The sequence below is a fragment of the Pseudomonas sp. GW821-FHT09D08 genome, assembly GCF_059416305.1.
Genome location: NZ_JBWKOX010000017.1, coordinates 57,242 through 70,760 on the forward strand (window position 1 = coordinate 57,242; position 13,519 = coordinate 70,760).

Genomic DNA, 13,519 nt, shown 5'->3' on the forward strand with positions numbered 1-13,519 from the left:
CGGCCCCTCCACCGTTAGTGGTCCAGCGCACTCAAGATTGCATGGGCGACCTTTACCCGTTCGGCATTCGGGTAGTTCTTGTTCGCCAATATCACCACGCCCACTCCCTTGCTCGGCACGTACGCCACGTAGGCGCCAAACCCATTGGTGGAGCCGGTCTTGTTCACCAGGGTGTCGGCGTGGGGCGCCTGGGGCGGGGTCAGCCAGTTGACCGCGTGCGGTTCCATTGCCATGGGTGTGGAGTTGCCGGCCATCAACCCATCGAGCGGGATGGGGTAGGGGTACATTTCCCAACCCAGGCCCTGGGTCATGCCGTCCACGTTGTAGTAACCCGTGTGAGTCACGCTGATCGCCTGCTGCAGGGTTTTATCCAGCGTCGCCGGATGCATGTTCGCGTCAACGTACTTCAGCAAGTCCGCAGCGCTGGTCTTGATGCCGTAGGCCTCGCTGTCCAGGGCGCCGGGGCCGACGCGTACCGGTTTGCCATCTTTGCCATAGCCCTGGGCGTACAGGCTCATCTGGCTCTGCGGCACCTTGATGAAGGTGTGCTTGAGCCCGAGTGCGGGCAACAGGGTCTTTTCCATCGCCTGATCGAACGGCTGCTTGAGGCTCTGCGCCGCCAGGTAGCCGAACAACCCCAGGCTCGGGTTGGAATACAGGCGCTGGGTGCCAGGGGCGAAGTCGGGTTGCCACTGCTGGAAGTAGCTGATCATGCGCTGGCTGTTATCCGCGTTGGCGGGGAATTGCAGGGGCAAGCCGCCGGCGGTATAGGTGCCGAGGTTGAGCACGCTGATGTGGTCGAACTTGCCGCCGCCCAGTGCCGGCAGGTAATGGCTGGCCGGATCCGAGAGCGTGAGTTTGCCGCGGGCTACCGCGTAACCGGCCAGGGTCGCGGTGAAGGTCTTGCTCACTGAGCCCACTTCGAACAGGGTGTTTTCGCTGACCGGCTGGCGGGTGTCGGTGGCGGCGACGCCGTAGTTAAAGTATTGCGCCTTGCCGTCCCGCACTACGCCGACCACCAGGCCGTTAATCGATTGCTGCTGCATCAGCGGTTTTACATTGGCATCCACCACCGCCTGCAGGTCGGTAGACGCCAGGCAGTTGCCGGCGGCGATAAACACCGCGAGGGCGGTGAAATTACGCACGCCAGACAGTAAATGTTGGGGCATGATAACGCTTCCATGAGAATGATCGATTGAATGAAGAGCCTGCGCGGGCGAGGCAAATGTAGGCCGTTCGCCGGTCCTGGGCAAACGATGATATCTCGCAGTAGCCATTAGAAATATTGGGGTCAATATGCTCCGCTCCCACTTACCGTTGAACGCCTTGCGCGCTTTCGAAGCGGCCGCCCGGCATCTGAACTTTACCCGCGCCGCCATCGAGTTATGCGTGACCCAGGCGGCGGTCAGCCATCAGGTCAAGAGCCTGGAGGCGCAGCTCACTGTCACCTTGTTCAAGCGCCTGCCCCGCGGGTTGATGCTCACCCGCGAGGGCGAAACCCTGCTGCCGGTGGTGCGCGAGTCGTTCGACCGCATTGCCCACACCTTGGGCCAGTTCGAGGGCGGGCATTACCGCGAGGTACTCACCGTGGGCGCGGTCGGCACCTTTGCCGTCGGCTGGCTGCTGCCACGTCTGGCGGACTTCCAGAGCCGCTACCCGTTCATCGACCTGCGCCTGTCCACCCATAACAACCGTGTCGACGTGGCTGCCGAAGGCCTGGATTACGCGATTCGTTTCGGTGCCGGTGCCTGGCACGGCACGGATGCGCTGGAGTTGCTGGAAGCGCCGCTGACGGTACTGTGTGTGCCGTCACTCGCCGCGCAGTTGCACACGCCGGCCGACCTGTTGAAACACACGCTATTGCGCTCCTACCGCGCGGATGAGTGGAGCCTGTGGCTTCAGGCCGCCGGGCTGCCCGCCGATACCCTGGTACCGCGCAGCATCGTGTTCGACTCGTCGCTGGCGATGATGGAGGCGGCGCTGCAAGGTAGCGGCGTGGCGCTGGCGCCGGCGATGATGTTCTCGCGGCAACTGGAGAGTGATGTGATTCGCCAGCCCTTCGACGTCGGCATCAGCACCGGCAGCTACTGGCTGACGCGCCTGCAGTCGCGGGCCGAAACCTCGGCCATGCAGGCCTTCAAGGCATGGTTGCTGGAGGAGAGTGGGCGGGTCTGAGTTTATTTTTGAAACATAATGAAACATTTGCTTGGGGCCGGCGTTCTACCGCTACACCTGCACTGAGTTATTCCATGAAAACACCGCGCCCCTCCGCTCGCATGCCACACCTCACCCAACTGCGCAATTTGAAGATGGCACGCTCCGCCCACGCGTATGTGCGCGGCAGCACCGTGCAATTCTACGAGTGGCTGCACAGCCAGATGGGCAGGCGTCTGCCTCAAGGCCCGGCGATCTGGATCTGCGGCGACTGCCACGCGGGCAACCTGGGGCCTACCGGCGACAACAAGGGCCGCATCGATATGCATATCCGCGACCTTGACCAGGCCGTGATCGGCAACCCGGCCCACGACCTGGTGCGTCTGGCGCTGTCCCTGGCCACCGCTGCGCGCGGTTCGGACCTGCCGGGCGTGACCACCGCGCGCATGCTTGAAGAAATGATGGTGGGCTATGAACAGGCGTTCAAGGACAAGCCCGACGAGGTACCGCCGCGTCCGTCCCAGGTCAAGGCGGGGATGCGCAGCGCCGTCGAGCGCACCTGGAAAAGCCTGGCCCGTGAGCGCATCGACAACGTGCGGCCGACGATCCCGCTGGGAAAGCATTTCTGGTCGCTGTCGCGGGCAGAAAAAAGTGCGCTGGAAAGCGTCTGCGCGTCGGATGACATCCATCAGTTGGTCACCTCGCTCAAGGGCCGCCCCAAGGACGCCAAGGTCCAACTGCTGGATTCGGCTTACTGGGTCAAGGGCTGCAGCTCCCTCGGCCTGCTGCGCTACGCCGTATTGCTGGGGGTGGGCGACAAGGACGATGAGGAATACTGCCTGATCGATATCAAGGAAGCCGTCGGCGCCGCCGCACCGCGCGCGGCACGGGCGAAGATGCCCAGGGACAACGGCCGCCGAGTGGTGGAGGGCGCCCGCCAGCTGTCGCCGGGCCTGGGTGAACGCATGGTGGCGACACGGTTTCTGGACCATGGCTTTTTCATCCGCGAACTGTTGCCCCAGGACATGAAGCTGGAACTGGACGAACTGAGTGAGCTCGATGCCATGCACGCCGCCGGTTACCTGGCGCGGGTGGTCGGTATCGCCCATGCCCGGCAGATGGACCGGGCGACGCGCAAGGGCTGGATGTCGGTGCTGCAGGAAAACCGCTCCAGGCAATTGGATGCGCCGTCGTGGTTATGGACCAGCGTGGTGCAGTTGGTGGGCAGTCATGAGCAGGGCTACCTCAACCACTGCCGCCGGTATGCCTTGGAACACTGATCTGGAATGTGATGATTTTCCAATGAGGGAGGGGGCAGCCCCCTCCCACATTTGGATTGCGATCAGGCCAGGTATTTGTGGAACCAGCCGAGTGTCCTTTCCCACGCCAGATTCGCCGCTGCCTCGTCATAACGCGGCGTCGAATCATTGTGGAAGCCATGGTTGGCACCCTTGTAGATATACGCTTCATAGGTCGTGCCGGCGGCCTTCAAGGCTTTTTCATAAGCCGGCCAACCCTCGTTGATCCGCGTATCCAGCTCGCCAAAATGCAGCATGATCGGCGCCTTGATGCGTGGCACGTCCTTGGCTTCCGGCTGGCGCCCGTAGAACGACACCGCCGCGCCCAGTTCCGGATAAGCCACCGCCGCCGCATTGGTCACGCCGCCGCCATAGCAGAAGCCGGTGATGCCGACCTTGCCGGTGCTGCTGTCGTGGTGCATCAGCCATTCGATGGCGGCGAAGAAGTCGTTCATCAGCTTGGTCGGGTCGACTGTCTGTTGCAGCGCCACGCCTTTTTCATCGTTGCCGGGATAGCCGCCCACCGAGGTCAGGCCGTCCGGCGCGAGGGCGATAAACCCGGCTTTGGCCAGGCGCCGGGCGACGTCTTCGATGTAGGGGTTGAGGCCACGGTTTTCGTGGACCACCACCACGGCCGGCAGCTTGCCGGTGGCCTTGGCCGGGCGCACCAGGTAGCCACGCACGGTGCCGTTGCCCTTGGGCGAGGGGTAGGTGATGTAGTCGGCAACGATGTCCGGGTCGGTGAATTTCACCTGTTCGGCCAGGGCATAGTTGGGGCTCAGGGCCGCCAGCAGGGCCGAGGCGGTCAGGCCGCCAAAGGTGAACAGCGCCGCGCGGTCGAGAAATTCGCGGCGGTTGAGCTTGCCGTGGGCGTAGCCGTCGTAGAGTTCCAGCAGTTCGGGGGCAAAGTCTTTCGCGGTGAGACGAGTCATCGGTTCGGTCCTCGATTAGCGGTGCCAGTCAATGTAGACCAGGATCAGCCGTCACGGCCATGGGCGGCCGCAGCCAGTTCGCGGGTGTCGACGCGCACGAACAGCGAATCGCCGATGGCCGTGAGCACCTCGCCGGCGTACACCTCGCAGACCACGCGGCTTTTGCGACCCACGTCGCCCTCGACCCGCGCACGCAAGGTGAGCGGAACGCCCATGGGGGTTGGCTTGATGAATTTGATCCCCAGGTTGCCGGTGACGCAGTCGATGCGCGGCAGGCTGCCGGGTTCGCGTTGTTCGGCACGGTAGTGGTAGGCCATGGCGGTCCAGTTGGAGTGGCAGTCCACCAGCATGGCGATCAGGCCGCCGTAGACCAGGTCGGGCCAGCCGCTGTATTTTGCCTCGGGGCGATGTTCGGCGATGAGATGGACACCATCGGCATCCCAGCGGCTCTTGATATGCAAGCCATGGGGGTTACTGCCGCCGCAGCCGTAGCAGATGCCTTCCGGCGCGGTGATGTCCTGTAGAGAAGGGGTGGGCATGCAGCATCCTTATTGTTGTGAGCGGCTAATCTGTTTAGCAGCACAGGCACCTGATGGGAATACATCCTTTTTTTGCGGAGCGTGGCATGAAGCGTCGAATTCTCCCGTTGGTCCTGGTCCTGGGTGCTATCGGCTGTGCCCAGGCGGCGGAGTACACCGACGTCAACCGCACCGCCAGCCAGATCAGTTTTACCTATAAGCAGTTGGGGCAGCGGGTGTATGGCACCTTCGGCGACTTCGAAGGCACGCTGAGCTTTGACACGCAGAAGCCCGAAAGCGGACATGCCTTGCTCAAGATCCAGCTGGCGAGTATCGATGCCGGCAGCCCCGATGCCAACGACGAGCTGCAACGGGCCTCGTGGTTCGATACCGCGACCTATCCGGTGGGCGTGTATGAGTCCACCGCTGTAAAGGCCCTGGGGGATAACCGCTTCAACATCAGCGGCAACCTGACGATCAAGGGCACCACGCGCCCGGTGGCGGTCAACGTGGTGCTCAAGGAGCTGGATGGCATTGGCGTGTTCGACGGTGAGTTGATCCTCAAGCGCGGCGACTTCAGGATCGGCGAAGGCGAATGGGCCGGCAACAGCGTGGTGTCCGACGACATCAACATCAAGTTCAAGATGGTCGCGCCCCAACGTTAGCGCGCGAACCGCTTGGCCCCGGCCACGCAGCCGATCACCGCGACCGTCACCAGCAGCATGCCCAGGCTGACCTGTTCATGCAGCAAGCCCGCTGCCAGCGCCAGGCCGAAGAACGGTTGCAGCAGTTGCAATTGGCCGACGGCGGCGATGCCACCCTGGGCCAGGCCGCGATACCAGAACACAAAGCCGATCAGCATGCTGAACAGCGACACATAGCCCAGGCTCAGCCAGGCCGGCAGGCTGATGCCGCTGACGCTCGACGGCGCCAGCACCAGGCTCAACGGCACCACCACCGGCAACGACACCACCAGTGCCCAGCAGATCACCTGCCAGCCGCCCAGGCTGCGCGACAGTTTGGCGCCTTCGGCATACCCCAGGCCGCACACCAGCACCGCCAGCAGCATCAGTACGTCACCCGCCGGTGCGGCGCTCAAGCCCTGGGCGAAGGCGTACCCCATCACCAGCAGGCTGCCGAGGATCGAAAACAGCCAGAACACCGGGCGTGGACGCTCGCCGCCACGCAGTACAGCAAACACGGCGGTCGCCAGCGGCAGCAGGCCGATGAAGACGATGGAGTGCGCGGAGGTCACGTATTGCAGGGCCAGCGCGGTGAGTAACGGAAAGCCGATCACCACGCCGAGGGCGACGATGGCCAGGGGCATCCATTGCTGGCGTGCGGGACGTTGCTCCTTGAACAGCCCCAGCAAGGCCAGCCCCAGCAGCGCGGCAATGGCGGCGCGGATCATGGTCAGGAACACCGGGTCGAATTCCATCACCGCCAGGCGCGTGGCCGGCAACGAGCCGCTGAAGATCACCACGCCGATGAAACCGTTGATCCAGCCTTGGGTGCGGGTGTCGAGGTTGCTGAGGGGGGCTGTACGTTCCATAAAGGGTGTCCGAAAAGGATGAGTTGCGTGGCAGGCATCCTAGGGTTGAAGATAAAGACAATCAAAAAATTGTCATGGATACATCGCTTATGCCCCGTGCCCGCTACAAGTCGTTGGTCGACAGCTTCGCCGAGGCCATTCGCTCAGGCAGCATGCCCCCCGGCACGCGACTGCCGACCCACCGCCAACTGGCCGCCGAGCATGGCCTGGCGTTGGTCACCGCGAGCCGGGTGTACGCCGAGCTGGAGGCCATGGGCCTGGTCAGTGGCGAAACAGGCCGAGGCACCTTCGTGCGCGAAATTTCGCTGCCGCCGGGGCAGGGCAGCGGGCAGATGAGTGTGGCGGCGGGCATGCTCGATCTGAATTTCAACTACCCGTCCTTGCCGGGCCAGGCCGACTTGCTGCGCACGGCCTTGCGCCAGTTGGCACTGTCCGGCGACCTCGACGCGCTGCTGCGTTACCAGCCCCACGCCGGTCGCCTGCATGAGCGCGCGGCTGTCGCGCGGCACCTGTTGAGCCGAGGGCTGACGGTCGAGGCCGAACAGGTGCTGGTGGTCAGCGGCGCCCAGCACGGGTTGGCCGTGACCATGATGGCCTTGCTCAAGCCCGGTGATGTGATCGCCGTCGACGCCTTGACGTATTCGGGGTTCAAGGTGCTGGCCGAGACCCTGCACCTGGAGATCGTCGCCATCCCGGTCACCGCCGACGGCCCGGACCTGGACTACCTGCACAGCCTGTGTCGCAAGCGCCCGGTGCGTGCCGTGTACAGCATGCCGACCCTGCATAACCCGTTGGGCTGGGTGCTGAGCCTGGCGCAGCGCGAGCAGTTGGTGGCGATTGCCCGTGAGCACAACCTGATGATCATCGAGGACGCGGCCTACGCGTTCCTGGCCGAGGACGCGCCGCTGCCCGTGGCCAGATTGGCGCCGGAGCGCACGGTTTACGTGGGGGGGCTGTCGAAAAGTGTCGCGACCGGCCTGCGCGTGGGGTTTATCGCTGCCCCTTCGGGTTGGGTCAAAGCACTGGAACGCACCATCATGGCCACCACCTGGAACGTGCCGGGGGTGATGAGTGCGATTGCGGTGGCCTGGATCGAGGATGGCACGGTGGCGCAACTTGAAGCACAAAAGCGCCAGGATGCGCGGGCGCGGCAAGCCTTGGCGGCGCAGGTACTCAAGGGGCTGGCCTACACCAGCCACCCGTCATCGTATTTCTTGTGGCTGCCCCTGGCGGAAGAGGCCCGCGCCGATCAAGTCGCCATGACCTTGCAGCGCGACGGCATTTCCGTCTCCACCGCCGAGCCCTTCGCCGTCTCGGCCCACGTGCCCCATGCGTTGCGCCTGGCCTTGGGCTCGGTGGACATGCCGGCGCTGCGCGAGGCGTTGGTGAAGGTGCGCAAGGTGGTGCAGTGGTGAGCCCTATGGCCCACCGCTAGCCATCAGAATTTGAACGCCTGGCGCCCGATCAGCAGCCAGTGGCCTTTCTGTTTTTGCCAGATCTGGAAGTTCTCGATTTCGGTGGGCACTTCCTTGCCGCTGTTCACCGCCAGGGCGGAGAAGTGGTTGCGTACCAGGGCGGTATCGCCACTCAGGGTGATGGTCTGTTTCTGCATTTCCAGGGTCTTGAAGCCGCTGCGTCCGGTCTCGATGTCGGCGATGAATTCCTGCTTGTTCTGGATCTTGCCGCTGGAGTGGCCGTAGGTGAGGTTCTCGGCGGTCAGGCTCTGGAGCTGCTTGAGGTCTTTATGCAGCATGGCCTGGGTGAGGTGGTCGACCGCTTGGGCGACGTCTTTGTCGGCGGCAGGGGCGGCGGCCACATAGCCGCTGAACAGGCACAGAAATCCGATCAGCACTTTGACGTTTTGCATGGGTGTTTCCTTATTGTTGTTGGGGGCGGATATGACTCGTTAAGTCATCGTACAACCATGCAATATTTTCCCCAGGGAAGGAAAGAAAAATTTGAAATATCTCGAAAGGATTGGCGTTTCAAGGGGTGTGGACATCTGGGTTTCTTATACGATGTCCCAACACCTCGTTTGGCTTAAACCTCGCTTCCGGTGCAAGTAGCACATCGCTATGCTACTGCCCGACCCCCAGATCTCCGGAGAGACAAAATGGATGTTGACTGGCACAGCGAACCCATCACCCGCGCCACTCCCGTGACCCCACACTATAAAAACACCCAGAACGTGCGCCGCTTCATGCTTGAACACTGTGGGCCGGGGTTCAAGTTCGACCGGCCTTTCATGGCCTGGATTCGCAACGCAACGCCCAAGACCATGGGCGACGTGGTGGATGAATGGCAACGTCGCAACGAGGACTCCCGAGCATGACACCGGATGAAAAATACCAAGCCATGCAAAAACGCCTCGGCTATCAATTGGATGAATTCAAAGTCGGCGGCAACTACACACCGCTGGTGCGCGACGGCAACCACCTGTACATCAGTGGGCAGATCCCTCGCGTAGGCGACACGATCATGCTGCCGGGTAAAGTCGGTGACACCCTGACCCTGGCCCAGGCACAAATCGCCGCCGGCATCAGTGCATTGCGCTGCCTGGGCCTGCTCAAGCAGGCACTCGGTTCGCTGGACCGGGTCAAGGCCATCCCGCGTATCACCGTGTATGTACGCAGCGCCGAGGACTTCGATCAGCAGAGTGAAGTGGCCAACGGCGCCTCGGACCTGTTGCACGAGATCCTCGGCGGTGCCGGGGTGCATTCGCGCACCTCGGTGGGGGTGATGCAACTGCCGAAGTCGGCGGCGGTGGAGATCGACATGGTCGCGGTCGCGCGCGACTGATGGTCAGCCAAGGTCTGGTCGTCCTGCTCAACTACGGCCTGCACCTGGCACCGGGCTTGCTGCTGTTTGGCCTGTGGTTCGGGTTGACGCCCACGTCGTTGCCGGCCATGCGCATCCTGATTCTGCTCGCGGCGTTCGTGCTGATGCGCGATGCGATGACGCCCCTGGGCATGTGGGCGCTCAGTGACGAGGTGCAAATCGCCTTCACCGCGAATGCCTTTGTATTGGCGGCGCTGGGTGGCCTGTCGGTGCTGCTGGTCGTAGGGTTCGCCCGGGTGGCGCCGGAGTTGTGGCGCCTGGTGGTATGGACCAGGGGCCACCGCGCCCTGGGCCTGGCGGTGGGGCTTGCGGTTGGTTGCCTGATCGGTGTGCCGTTGCGGCTCTATCAAGGGATAGAGCCGCACGCGATCCCCGGCTACTGGGTGTGGCTGCCGGGCATGGTGGTGCTGGCCTATGGCGCCAATGCGCTGGAGGAAGTGTTGTTTCGCGGTTTTTTGCAGGGCTACCTTGAACAGCAGGTGACACCGCTGCGAGCGGCGCTGATCAGTGGCGTGGCGTTTGCCGGCTGCCATGCCTTCCTGGCCTTGAGCGTGACCCAACTGGGCTGGCCGGTGTTGCTGTTTACCCTGATCGAAGGGCTGGCCTGCGCATTGGTGCGCATGCGTCATGGCGTGTTGGCGGCGACGGCCTGCCATGGCACGGCAATCCTGCTGATTGCCGTGCCCTATATGGCCTGACTTGAAATGCGGTTAGAACTGTGGGGGGGGCTTGCTCCCGATGGCAGTGGGTCAGCCACCGATGCATCAACTGACACTCCTCCCACAGTGAATCAGTTAGTTTGTCGCCAGCGGCGGCGTGCGCGGCGGGATCAGGCGTTTGCTGCCGGTGGCTTCATACGCCGCCGCAAAGCGCAGCAATGCCGAATCATCGTAGGCGCGCCCGGCAAAGGTCAGCCCGACCGGCATGCCGATGTCCGCCATCACGCCCATGGGCACGGTAACGGTGGGCACGCCCAGGTGGCGGATGGCGAGGTTGCCGTTGGCCACCCATACACCATTGCTCCAGGCGATATCGGCACTGGCTTCGTTCACGTCGGCATCCGCCGGGCCCACATCGGCCACGGTCGGGAACAGCACAGCGTCGAGGCCGAGCTTATCCATCCAGTCTTCCAGGTCTATCCGCCGGGTTTGCTCCAGGCCGCGCAGGCCATCGGGCACGGTGCTGATCTCGTTCCACGGGGTGATGCCGCGCTCGGCCATGCGCACGTACTCGTCCATGCCGGCGGCCAGGTCGTCTTCACGGTTGGGCAAGGTGCCGGGGTCGTGGGGGAAGATCTTCGGCCCGTCCACATCGGCCAGGCGGTTCAGGGCCGGGTCGTTGTTGGCGCGCAGGAAATCATCGAAGGCCCAGGCCGACAGTTCCCACAGTTCATCGTGCAGGAATTCCCTGGAGACCAGGCCACGGGTAAACACGGTCGGCGCACCGGGGCGGTCGCCTTCGCAGTTGGACACCAGTGGGAAGTCCACCTCGATGACTTCGGCACCGGCCGCTTCAAGGGCCTGGCGTGCGTCCTTCCATAAGTCGATCACGCTGGCGCGGGTGTTGATCTTCTGCCCGGTGGGGCCGCCGATGCCGGGCTTCTCGCTGGTGCCGGCCTCGGGGTCGGCGTTGATGTACATGCGCGGCACGCCGAAGCGTTTGCCGGCCAGGGATTCGGCCGTCGCCGCCAATTCAGGGTAAGACGCCGGGCGCACCGAGGCGACGCTGGGGATCGGCACCCACGGCTGCAGGCGCCACAGGTCGCCACGGGTGTGCGGGTCTTCAGCCACTACCACGTCGAGCACTTCCAGCAGGTCGGCCATGGTGCGGGCGTAGGGCACCACCACGTCCATGGTCGGGGTCAACGGCCAGTTGCCGCGCACCGAAATCACCCCGCGGGACGGGGTATAGGCGCACAGGCCATTGTTGGACGCCGGGCCACGCCCGCTGGACCAGGTTTCTTCCGCCAGGCCGAAGGCGGCAAAGCTGGCGGCGGTGGCGGTGCCGGCCCCGTTGGATGAACCAGAGGCGAACGGCGCGGTGAGGTAGTCGGCGTTATACGGGCTTTCCGCGCGGCCATACACGCCGCGCTGCATGCCGCCATTGGCCATCGGCGGCATGTTGGTCTTGCCCAGGCAGATGGCGCCGCCGGCGCGCAGGCGCTCGATGGTGAACGCATCGCGCTGGGCGACCAGCTTGGCGAAGGCCGGGCTGCCGGAGGCGGCGGTCAGCCCCTTGACCAGGTAGCTGTCCTTGGCGGTGTAGGGAATGCCATCCAGTGGCCCCAGGGTTTCACCCTTGGCCCGGCGTGCATCGGAGGCCTCGGCTTCCTTCAGGGCGTCGGGGTTGCGCACGACGACGGCGTTGAGTGCGGTAGCGGTCTGCGGACCGTCGTAGGCATCGATCCGCGCGAGGTAAGCCTGCACCAGTTCAACGGCCGTGGTCTGGCCGGATTCGAGCGCCGCGCGCAATTGGGCAATGGAGACTTCGGTAACTTGCATGACGTTTTCTTCGCCGCCTTAAGTTGAGGTATGGCGGCAGTCTACGTACAGATATTTCACAAAACCAGTGCGGCATTTTCCCCATGGGCGGCACGCATCACCTGCCAGGTGGCGTCGTCTGCGGGAATCAGATGCTCGATACGCAGGGAGGCGAGGGTGATGTCCTGGGGCATGCCGAAGGTGGTGAAGGTGGACAGAAAGCTCAGTTCGCCCTGGCTGGTATGCACGCGGGTCAACACCAGCGGCGGCATTTCAGGCGGCGGCGTGGTATGGGCGGGGGCGGGCAGGCTCGCCAGTAGGGCGGCCAGCACAGGGTTGTCCAGCGCCTCGCGGCTTGCCCGTTGCCAGGCCAGGGTGCGGATTTCTTCGGCGTTGACCAAGTGGTCGCCCAGGCCGCCGGGTTGCAGCAGGGTGGTCAGCAGGTTCAGGCCTTCCATCGGCGGCGTGACCCCCGCCAGTGCCAACAGCACGCCGGTACTCGCATTCGCGGCCAGTACTTCCCAGTGGCTGCCCAGCAGGATCGCCGGGGCCGGGTTGTTGGCGTGCAGGACATGGCTGACCGCCTCGCGAATTGCGGCCATGGCCGGGGAGGCGAGCGGGGTAGCGGTATAGCGGGGCGCGAAGCCGGCGGCGAGGAACACGCGGTTGCATTGCTCCAGCGGTGTTTCCAGCGCGCTGAGCAGGTGATGCAACGTACCTGGGCTCGGCTTGGCGCGTCCGGTTTCGAGGCAACTGAGGTGGCGCTGGGAAACGCCGGTCATCAGGGCCAGGTCAAGTTGGCTCAGACCAGCCTGTCGGCGTAGCTGGCGCAAGTGTTCGCCGGCAGTAGCGGGGTTATCCATGGCGTGACTATGACCTCCGAGGTCATTGCGAGGAGGGCAACCTTATCACTAGGGTGAGCCTCGATCACGTCAAGGAGCCGACCATGCACAAACCTTATCTGGCCCTCGCCGCTCTGCTGGGCTTTTCGCTGTACACCCTGTTCACGCTGCTCACGGCCGAGCAATCGCTGCTGGCCTTCGGACGAGAGTTGATATCGCGCCCGGACACCGCGCAGGTCGTCATCGACCTCTACCTGATGGCCGTGCTGGCCTGTGTGTGGATGTACCAGGATGCACGGGCGCGGGGGCGGTCGCTGGCGTCGGTGCTGCCGTATTTCTTGCTGACGGCGGTGTTCGTGTCGGTGGGGCCGTTGCTCTACATCGTGCTGAAGGGATTTCGGGATGAATGAGCTGTTGCACATCTACGCCCTGTGCGTGCTGGTGCTGTGCCTGAAGATGTTTGGCATTTCCTGCTATCAGGGATTTTTCCGGCTTCGCGGGCTGGCGTTCACCAACCGCGAAGATGCGGCGGTCTTCAAGTGTGCTGCACATCCCGTGGAGTTACCTCAGGTGAGTCGGGCGGCCAGGGCCTGGGCCAATGACCTGGAGAATATCCCGCTGTTCTTCGTGCTCGGTGGGTTGTGTGTGACGCTGGGCACTGCCGGTGCGCCCACGGCCTGGTTGTTCATTGGTTTCACCCTGGCGCGGATGGCCCATACGCTGATGTATCTGGCGGGATGGCAGCCGTGGCGCACGCTGGCGTATGGGCTGGGGGTGACGTGCCTGTTCGCGCTGGGTGCAATGGTGCTTTACGCATTGCGATGAACCGCAGCGACACCCCGGTTTTTGTGGCAAGCCCTAACGTCGTTCAGTTAAACGAAGGTGATTCACTGACTGGCATTAGG

The 13,519-nt window shown here is 63.7% G+C and carries 16 protein-coding genes; 9 read left to right on the plus strand and 7 right to left on the minus strand.

All coding sequences use genetic code 11. The features are described from left to right. Positions 1–14: 14 nt before the first annotated feature. On the minus strand, positions 15–1,169 hold the full coding sequence (gene ampC / locus AC07OP_RS23820; RefSeq protein WP_495102718.1) for a class C beta-lactamase: 1,155 nt from the start codon (positions 1,167–1,169) through the stop codon (positions 15–17). Between the two features lie 127 nt (positions 1,170–1,296). On the opposite strand from ampC, the gene AC07OP_RS23825 reads away from it, so the two are divergent. Further along, positions 1,297–2,175 carry a LysR family transcriptional regulator gene (locus tag AC07OP_RS23825; protein ID WP_495102719.1) on the plus strand — a complete coding sequence of 293 codons (879 nt, stop codon included), beginning with the start codon at positions 1,297–1,299 and terminating at the stop codon, positions 2,173–2,175. A gap of 74 nt (positions 2,176–2,249) precedes the next feature. Beyond that, on the plus strand, positions 2,250–3,434 hold the full coding sequence (locus AC07OP_RS23830; protein ID WP_495102720.1) for a DUF2252 family protein: 1,185 nt from the start codon (positions 2,250–2,252) through the stop codon (positions 3,432–3,434). Between the two features lie 62 nt (positions 3,435–3,496). On the opposite strand, the gene yghX is transcribed toward AC07OP_RS23830, so the two are convergent. Together yghX and AC07OP_RS23840 are read right to left on the minus strand one after the other, a co-directional pair. Continuing rightward, positions 3,497–4,384 (minus strand): YghX family hydrolase, encoded by an 888-nt coding sequence (yghX, locus tag AC07OP_RS23835; RefSeq protein ID WP_495102721.1) that lies wholly within the window; start codon positions 4,382–4,384, stop codon positions 3,497–3,499. A 44-nt stretch (positions 4,385–4,428) separates the two neighbouring features. Beyond that, positions 4,429–4,923 carry a PaaI family thioesterase gene (locus AC07OP_RS23840; protein ID WP_169899383.1) on the minus strand — a complete coding sequence of 165 codons (495 nt, stop codon included), beginning with the start codon at positions 4,921–4,923 and terminating at the stop codon, positions 4,429–4,431. A gap of 86 nt (positions 4,924–5,009) precedes the next feature. Here AC07OP_RS23840 and AC07OP_RS23845 point away from each other — a divergent pair, with 86 nt between their 5' ends. Continuing rightward, positions 5,010–5,567, plus strand: a complete 558-nt coding sequence (locus tag AC07OP_RS23845) for a YceI family protein (RefSeq protein WP_115488373.1) — start codon at positions 5,010–5,012, stop codon at positions 5,565–5,567. Here the strand turns inward: AC07OP_RS23845 and AC07OP_RS23850 are convergent. Then, positions 5,564–6,454: a DMT family transporter gene (locus AC07OP_RS23850; protein ID WP_065942063.1), complete on the minus strand. Its 891-nt coding sequence runs from the start codon at positions 6,452–6,454 to the stop codon at positions 5,564–5,566. The genes AC07OP_RS23845 and AC07OP_RS23850 overlap by 4 nt on opposite strands. Before the next feature lie 89 nt (positions 6,455–6,543). Here AC07OP_RS23850 and AC07OP_RS23855 point away from each other — a divergent pair, with 89 nt between their 5' ends. After that, on the plus strand, positions 6,544–7,869 hold the full coding sequence (locus AC07OP_RS23855) for an aminotransferase-like domain-containing protein (RefSeq protein ID WP_495102722.1): 1,326 nt from the start codon (positions 6,544–6,546) through the stop codon (positions 7,867–7,869). A gap of 23 nt (positions 7,870–7,892) precedes the next feature. Here the strand turns inward: AC07OP_RS23855 and AC07OP_RS23860 are convergent, their stop codons facing one another. Continuing rightward, a complete protein-coding gene (locus AC07OP_RS23860) occupies positions 7,893–8,321 on the minus strand; it encodes a nuclear transport factor 2 family protein (RefSeq protein WP_024075865.1) in 429 nt (142 codons plus the stop codon). Positions 8,322–8,567: 246 nt separating this feature from the next. Between AC07OP_RS23860 and AC07OP_RS23865 the strand changes: the two genes are divergently transcribed. From AC07OP_RS23865 to AC07OP_RS23875, 3 genes are read left to right on the plus strand one after another with little or no spacing between them, the layout of a single operon-like run. Further along, positions 8,568–8,786: a DUF6434 domain-containing protein gene (locus tag AC07OP_RS23865; RefSeq protein WP_027608519.1), complete on the plus strand. Its 219-nt coding sequence runs from the start codon at positions 8,568–8,570 to the stop codon at positions 8,784–8,786. Beyond that, the gene (locus tag AC07OP_RS23870) at positions 8,783–9,253 is read left to right on the plus strand and encodes a RidA family protein (RefSeq protein WP_495102723.1); all 471 of its coding nucleotides are present in this window, start codon (positions 8,783–8,785) and stop codon (positions 9,251–9,253) included. Before AC07OP_RS23865 ends, AC07OP_RS23870 begins: the two co-directional genes overlap by 4 nt. Next, positions 9,253–9,990, plus strand: a complete 738-nt coding sequence (locus AC07OP_RS23875; RefSeq protein ID WP_495102724.1) for a CPBP family glutamic-type intramembrane protease — start codon at positions 9,253–9,255, stop codon at positions 9,988–9,990. Before AC07OP_RS23870 ends, AC07OP_RS23875 begins: the two co-directional genes overlap by 1 nt. A gap of 96 nt (positions 9,991–10,086) precedes the next feature. Here the strand turns inward: AC07OP_RS23875 and AC07OP_RS23880 are convergent, their stop codons facing one another. Continuing rightward, positions 10,087–11,793, minus strand: coding sequence for an amidase (locus AC07OP_RS23880; protein ID WP_027608516.1), 1,707 nt, complete (start codon positions 11,791–11,793; stop codon positions 10,087–10,089). A 56-nt stretch (positions 11,794–11,849) separates the two neighbouring features. After that, positions 11,850–12,635: a helix-turn-helix domain-containing protein gene (locus tag AC07OP_RS23885; RefSeq protein ID WP_495102725.1), complete on the minus strand. Its 786-nt coding sequence runs from the start codon at positions 12,633–12,635 to the stop codon at positions 11,850–11,852. A gap of 83 nt (positions 12,636–12,718) precedes the next feature. Between AC07OP_RS23885 and AC07OP_RS23890 the strand changes: the two genes are divergently transcribed. After that, a complete protein-coding gene (locus AC07OP_RS23890) occupies positions 12,719–13,024 on the plus strand; it encodes a DUF2834 domain-containing protein (RefSeq protein ID WP_027608514.1) in 306 nt (101 codons plus the stop codon). Beyond that, positions 13,017–13,439 carry an MAPEG family protein gene (locus tag AC07OP_RS23895; protein ID WP_495102726.1) on the plus strand — a complete coding sequence of 141 codons (423 nt, stop codon included), beginning with the start codon at positions 13,017–13,019 and terminating at the stop codon, positions 13,437–13,439. The genes AC07OP_RS23890 and AC07OP_RS23895 overlap by 8 nt, the downstream gene beginning before the upstream one ends. Positions 13,440–13,519: the final 80 nt, after the last annotated feature.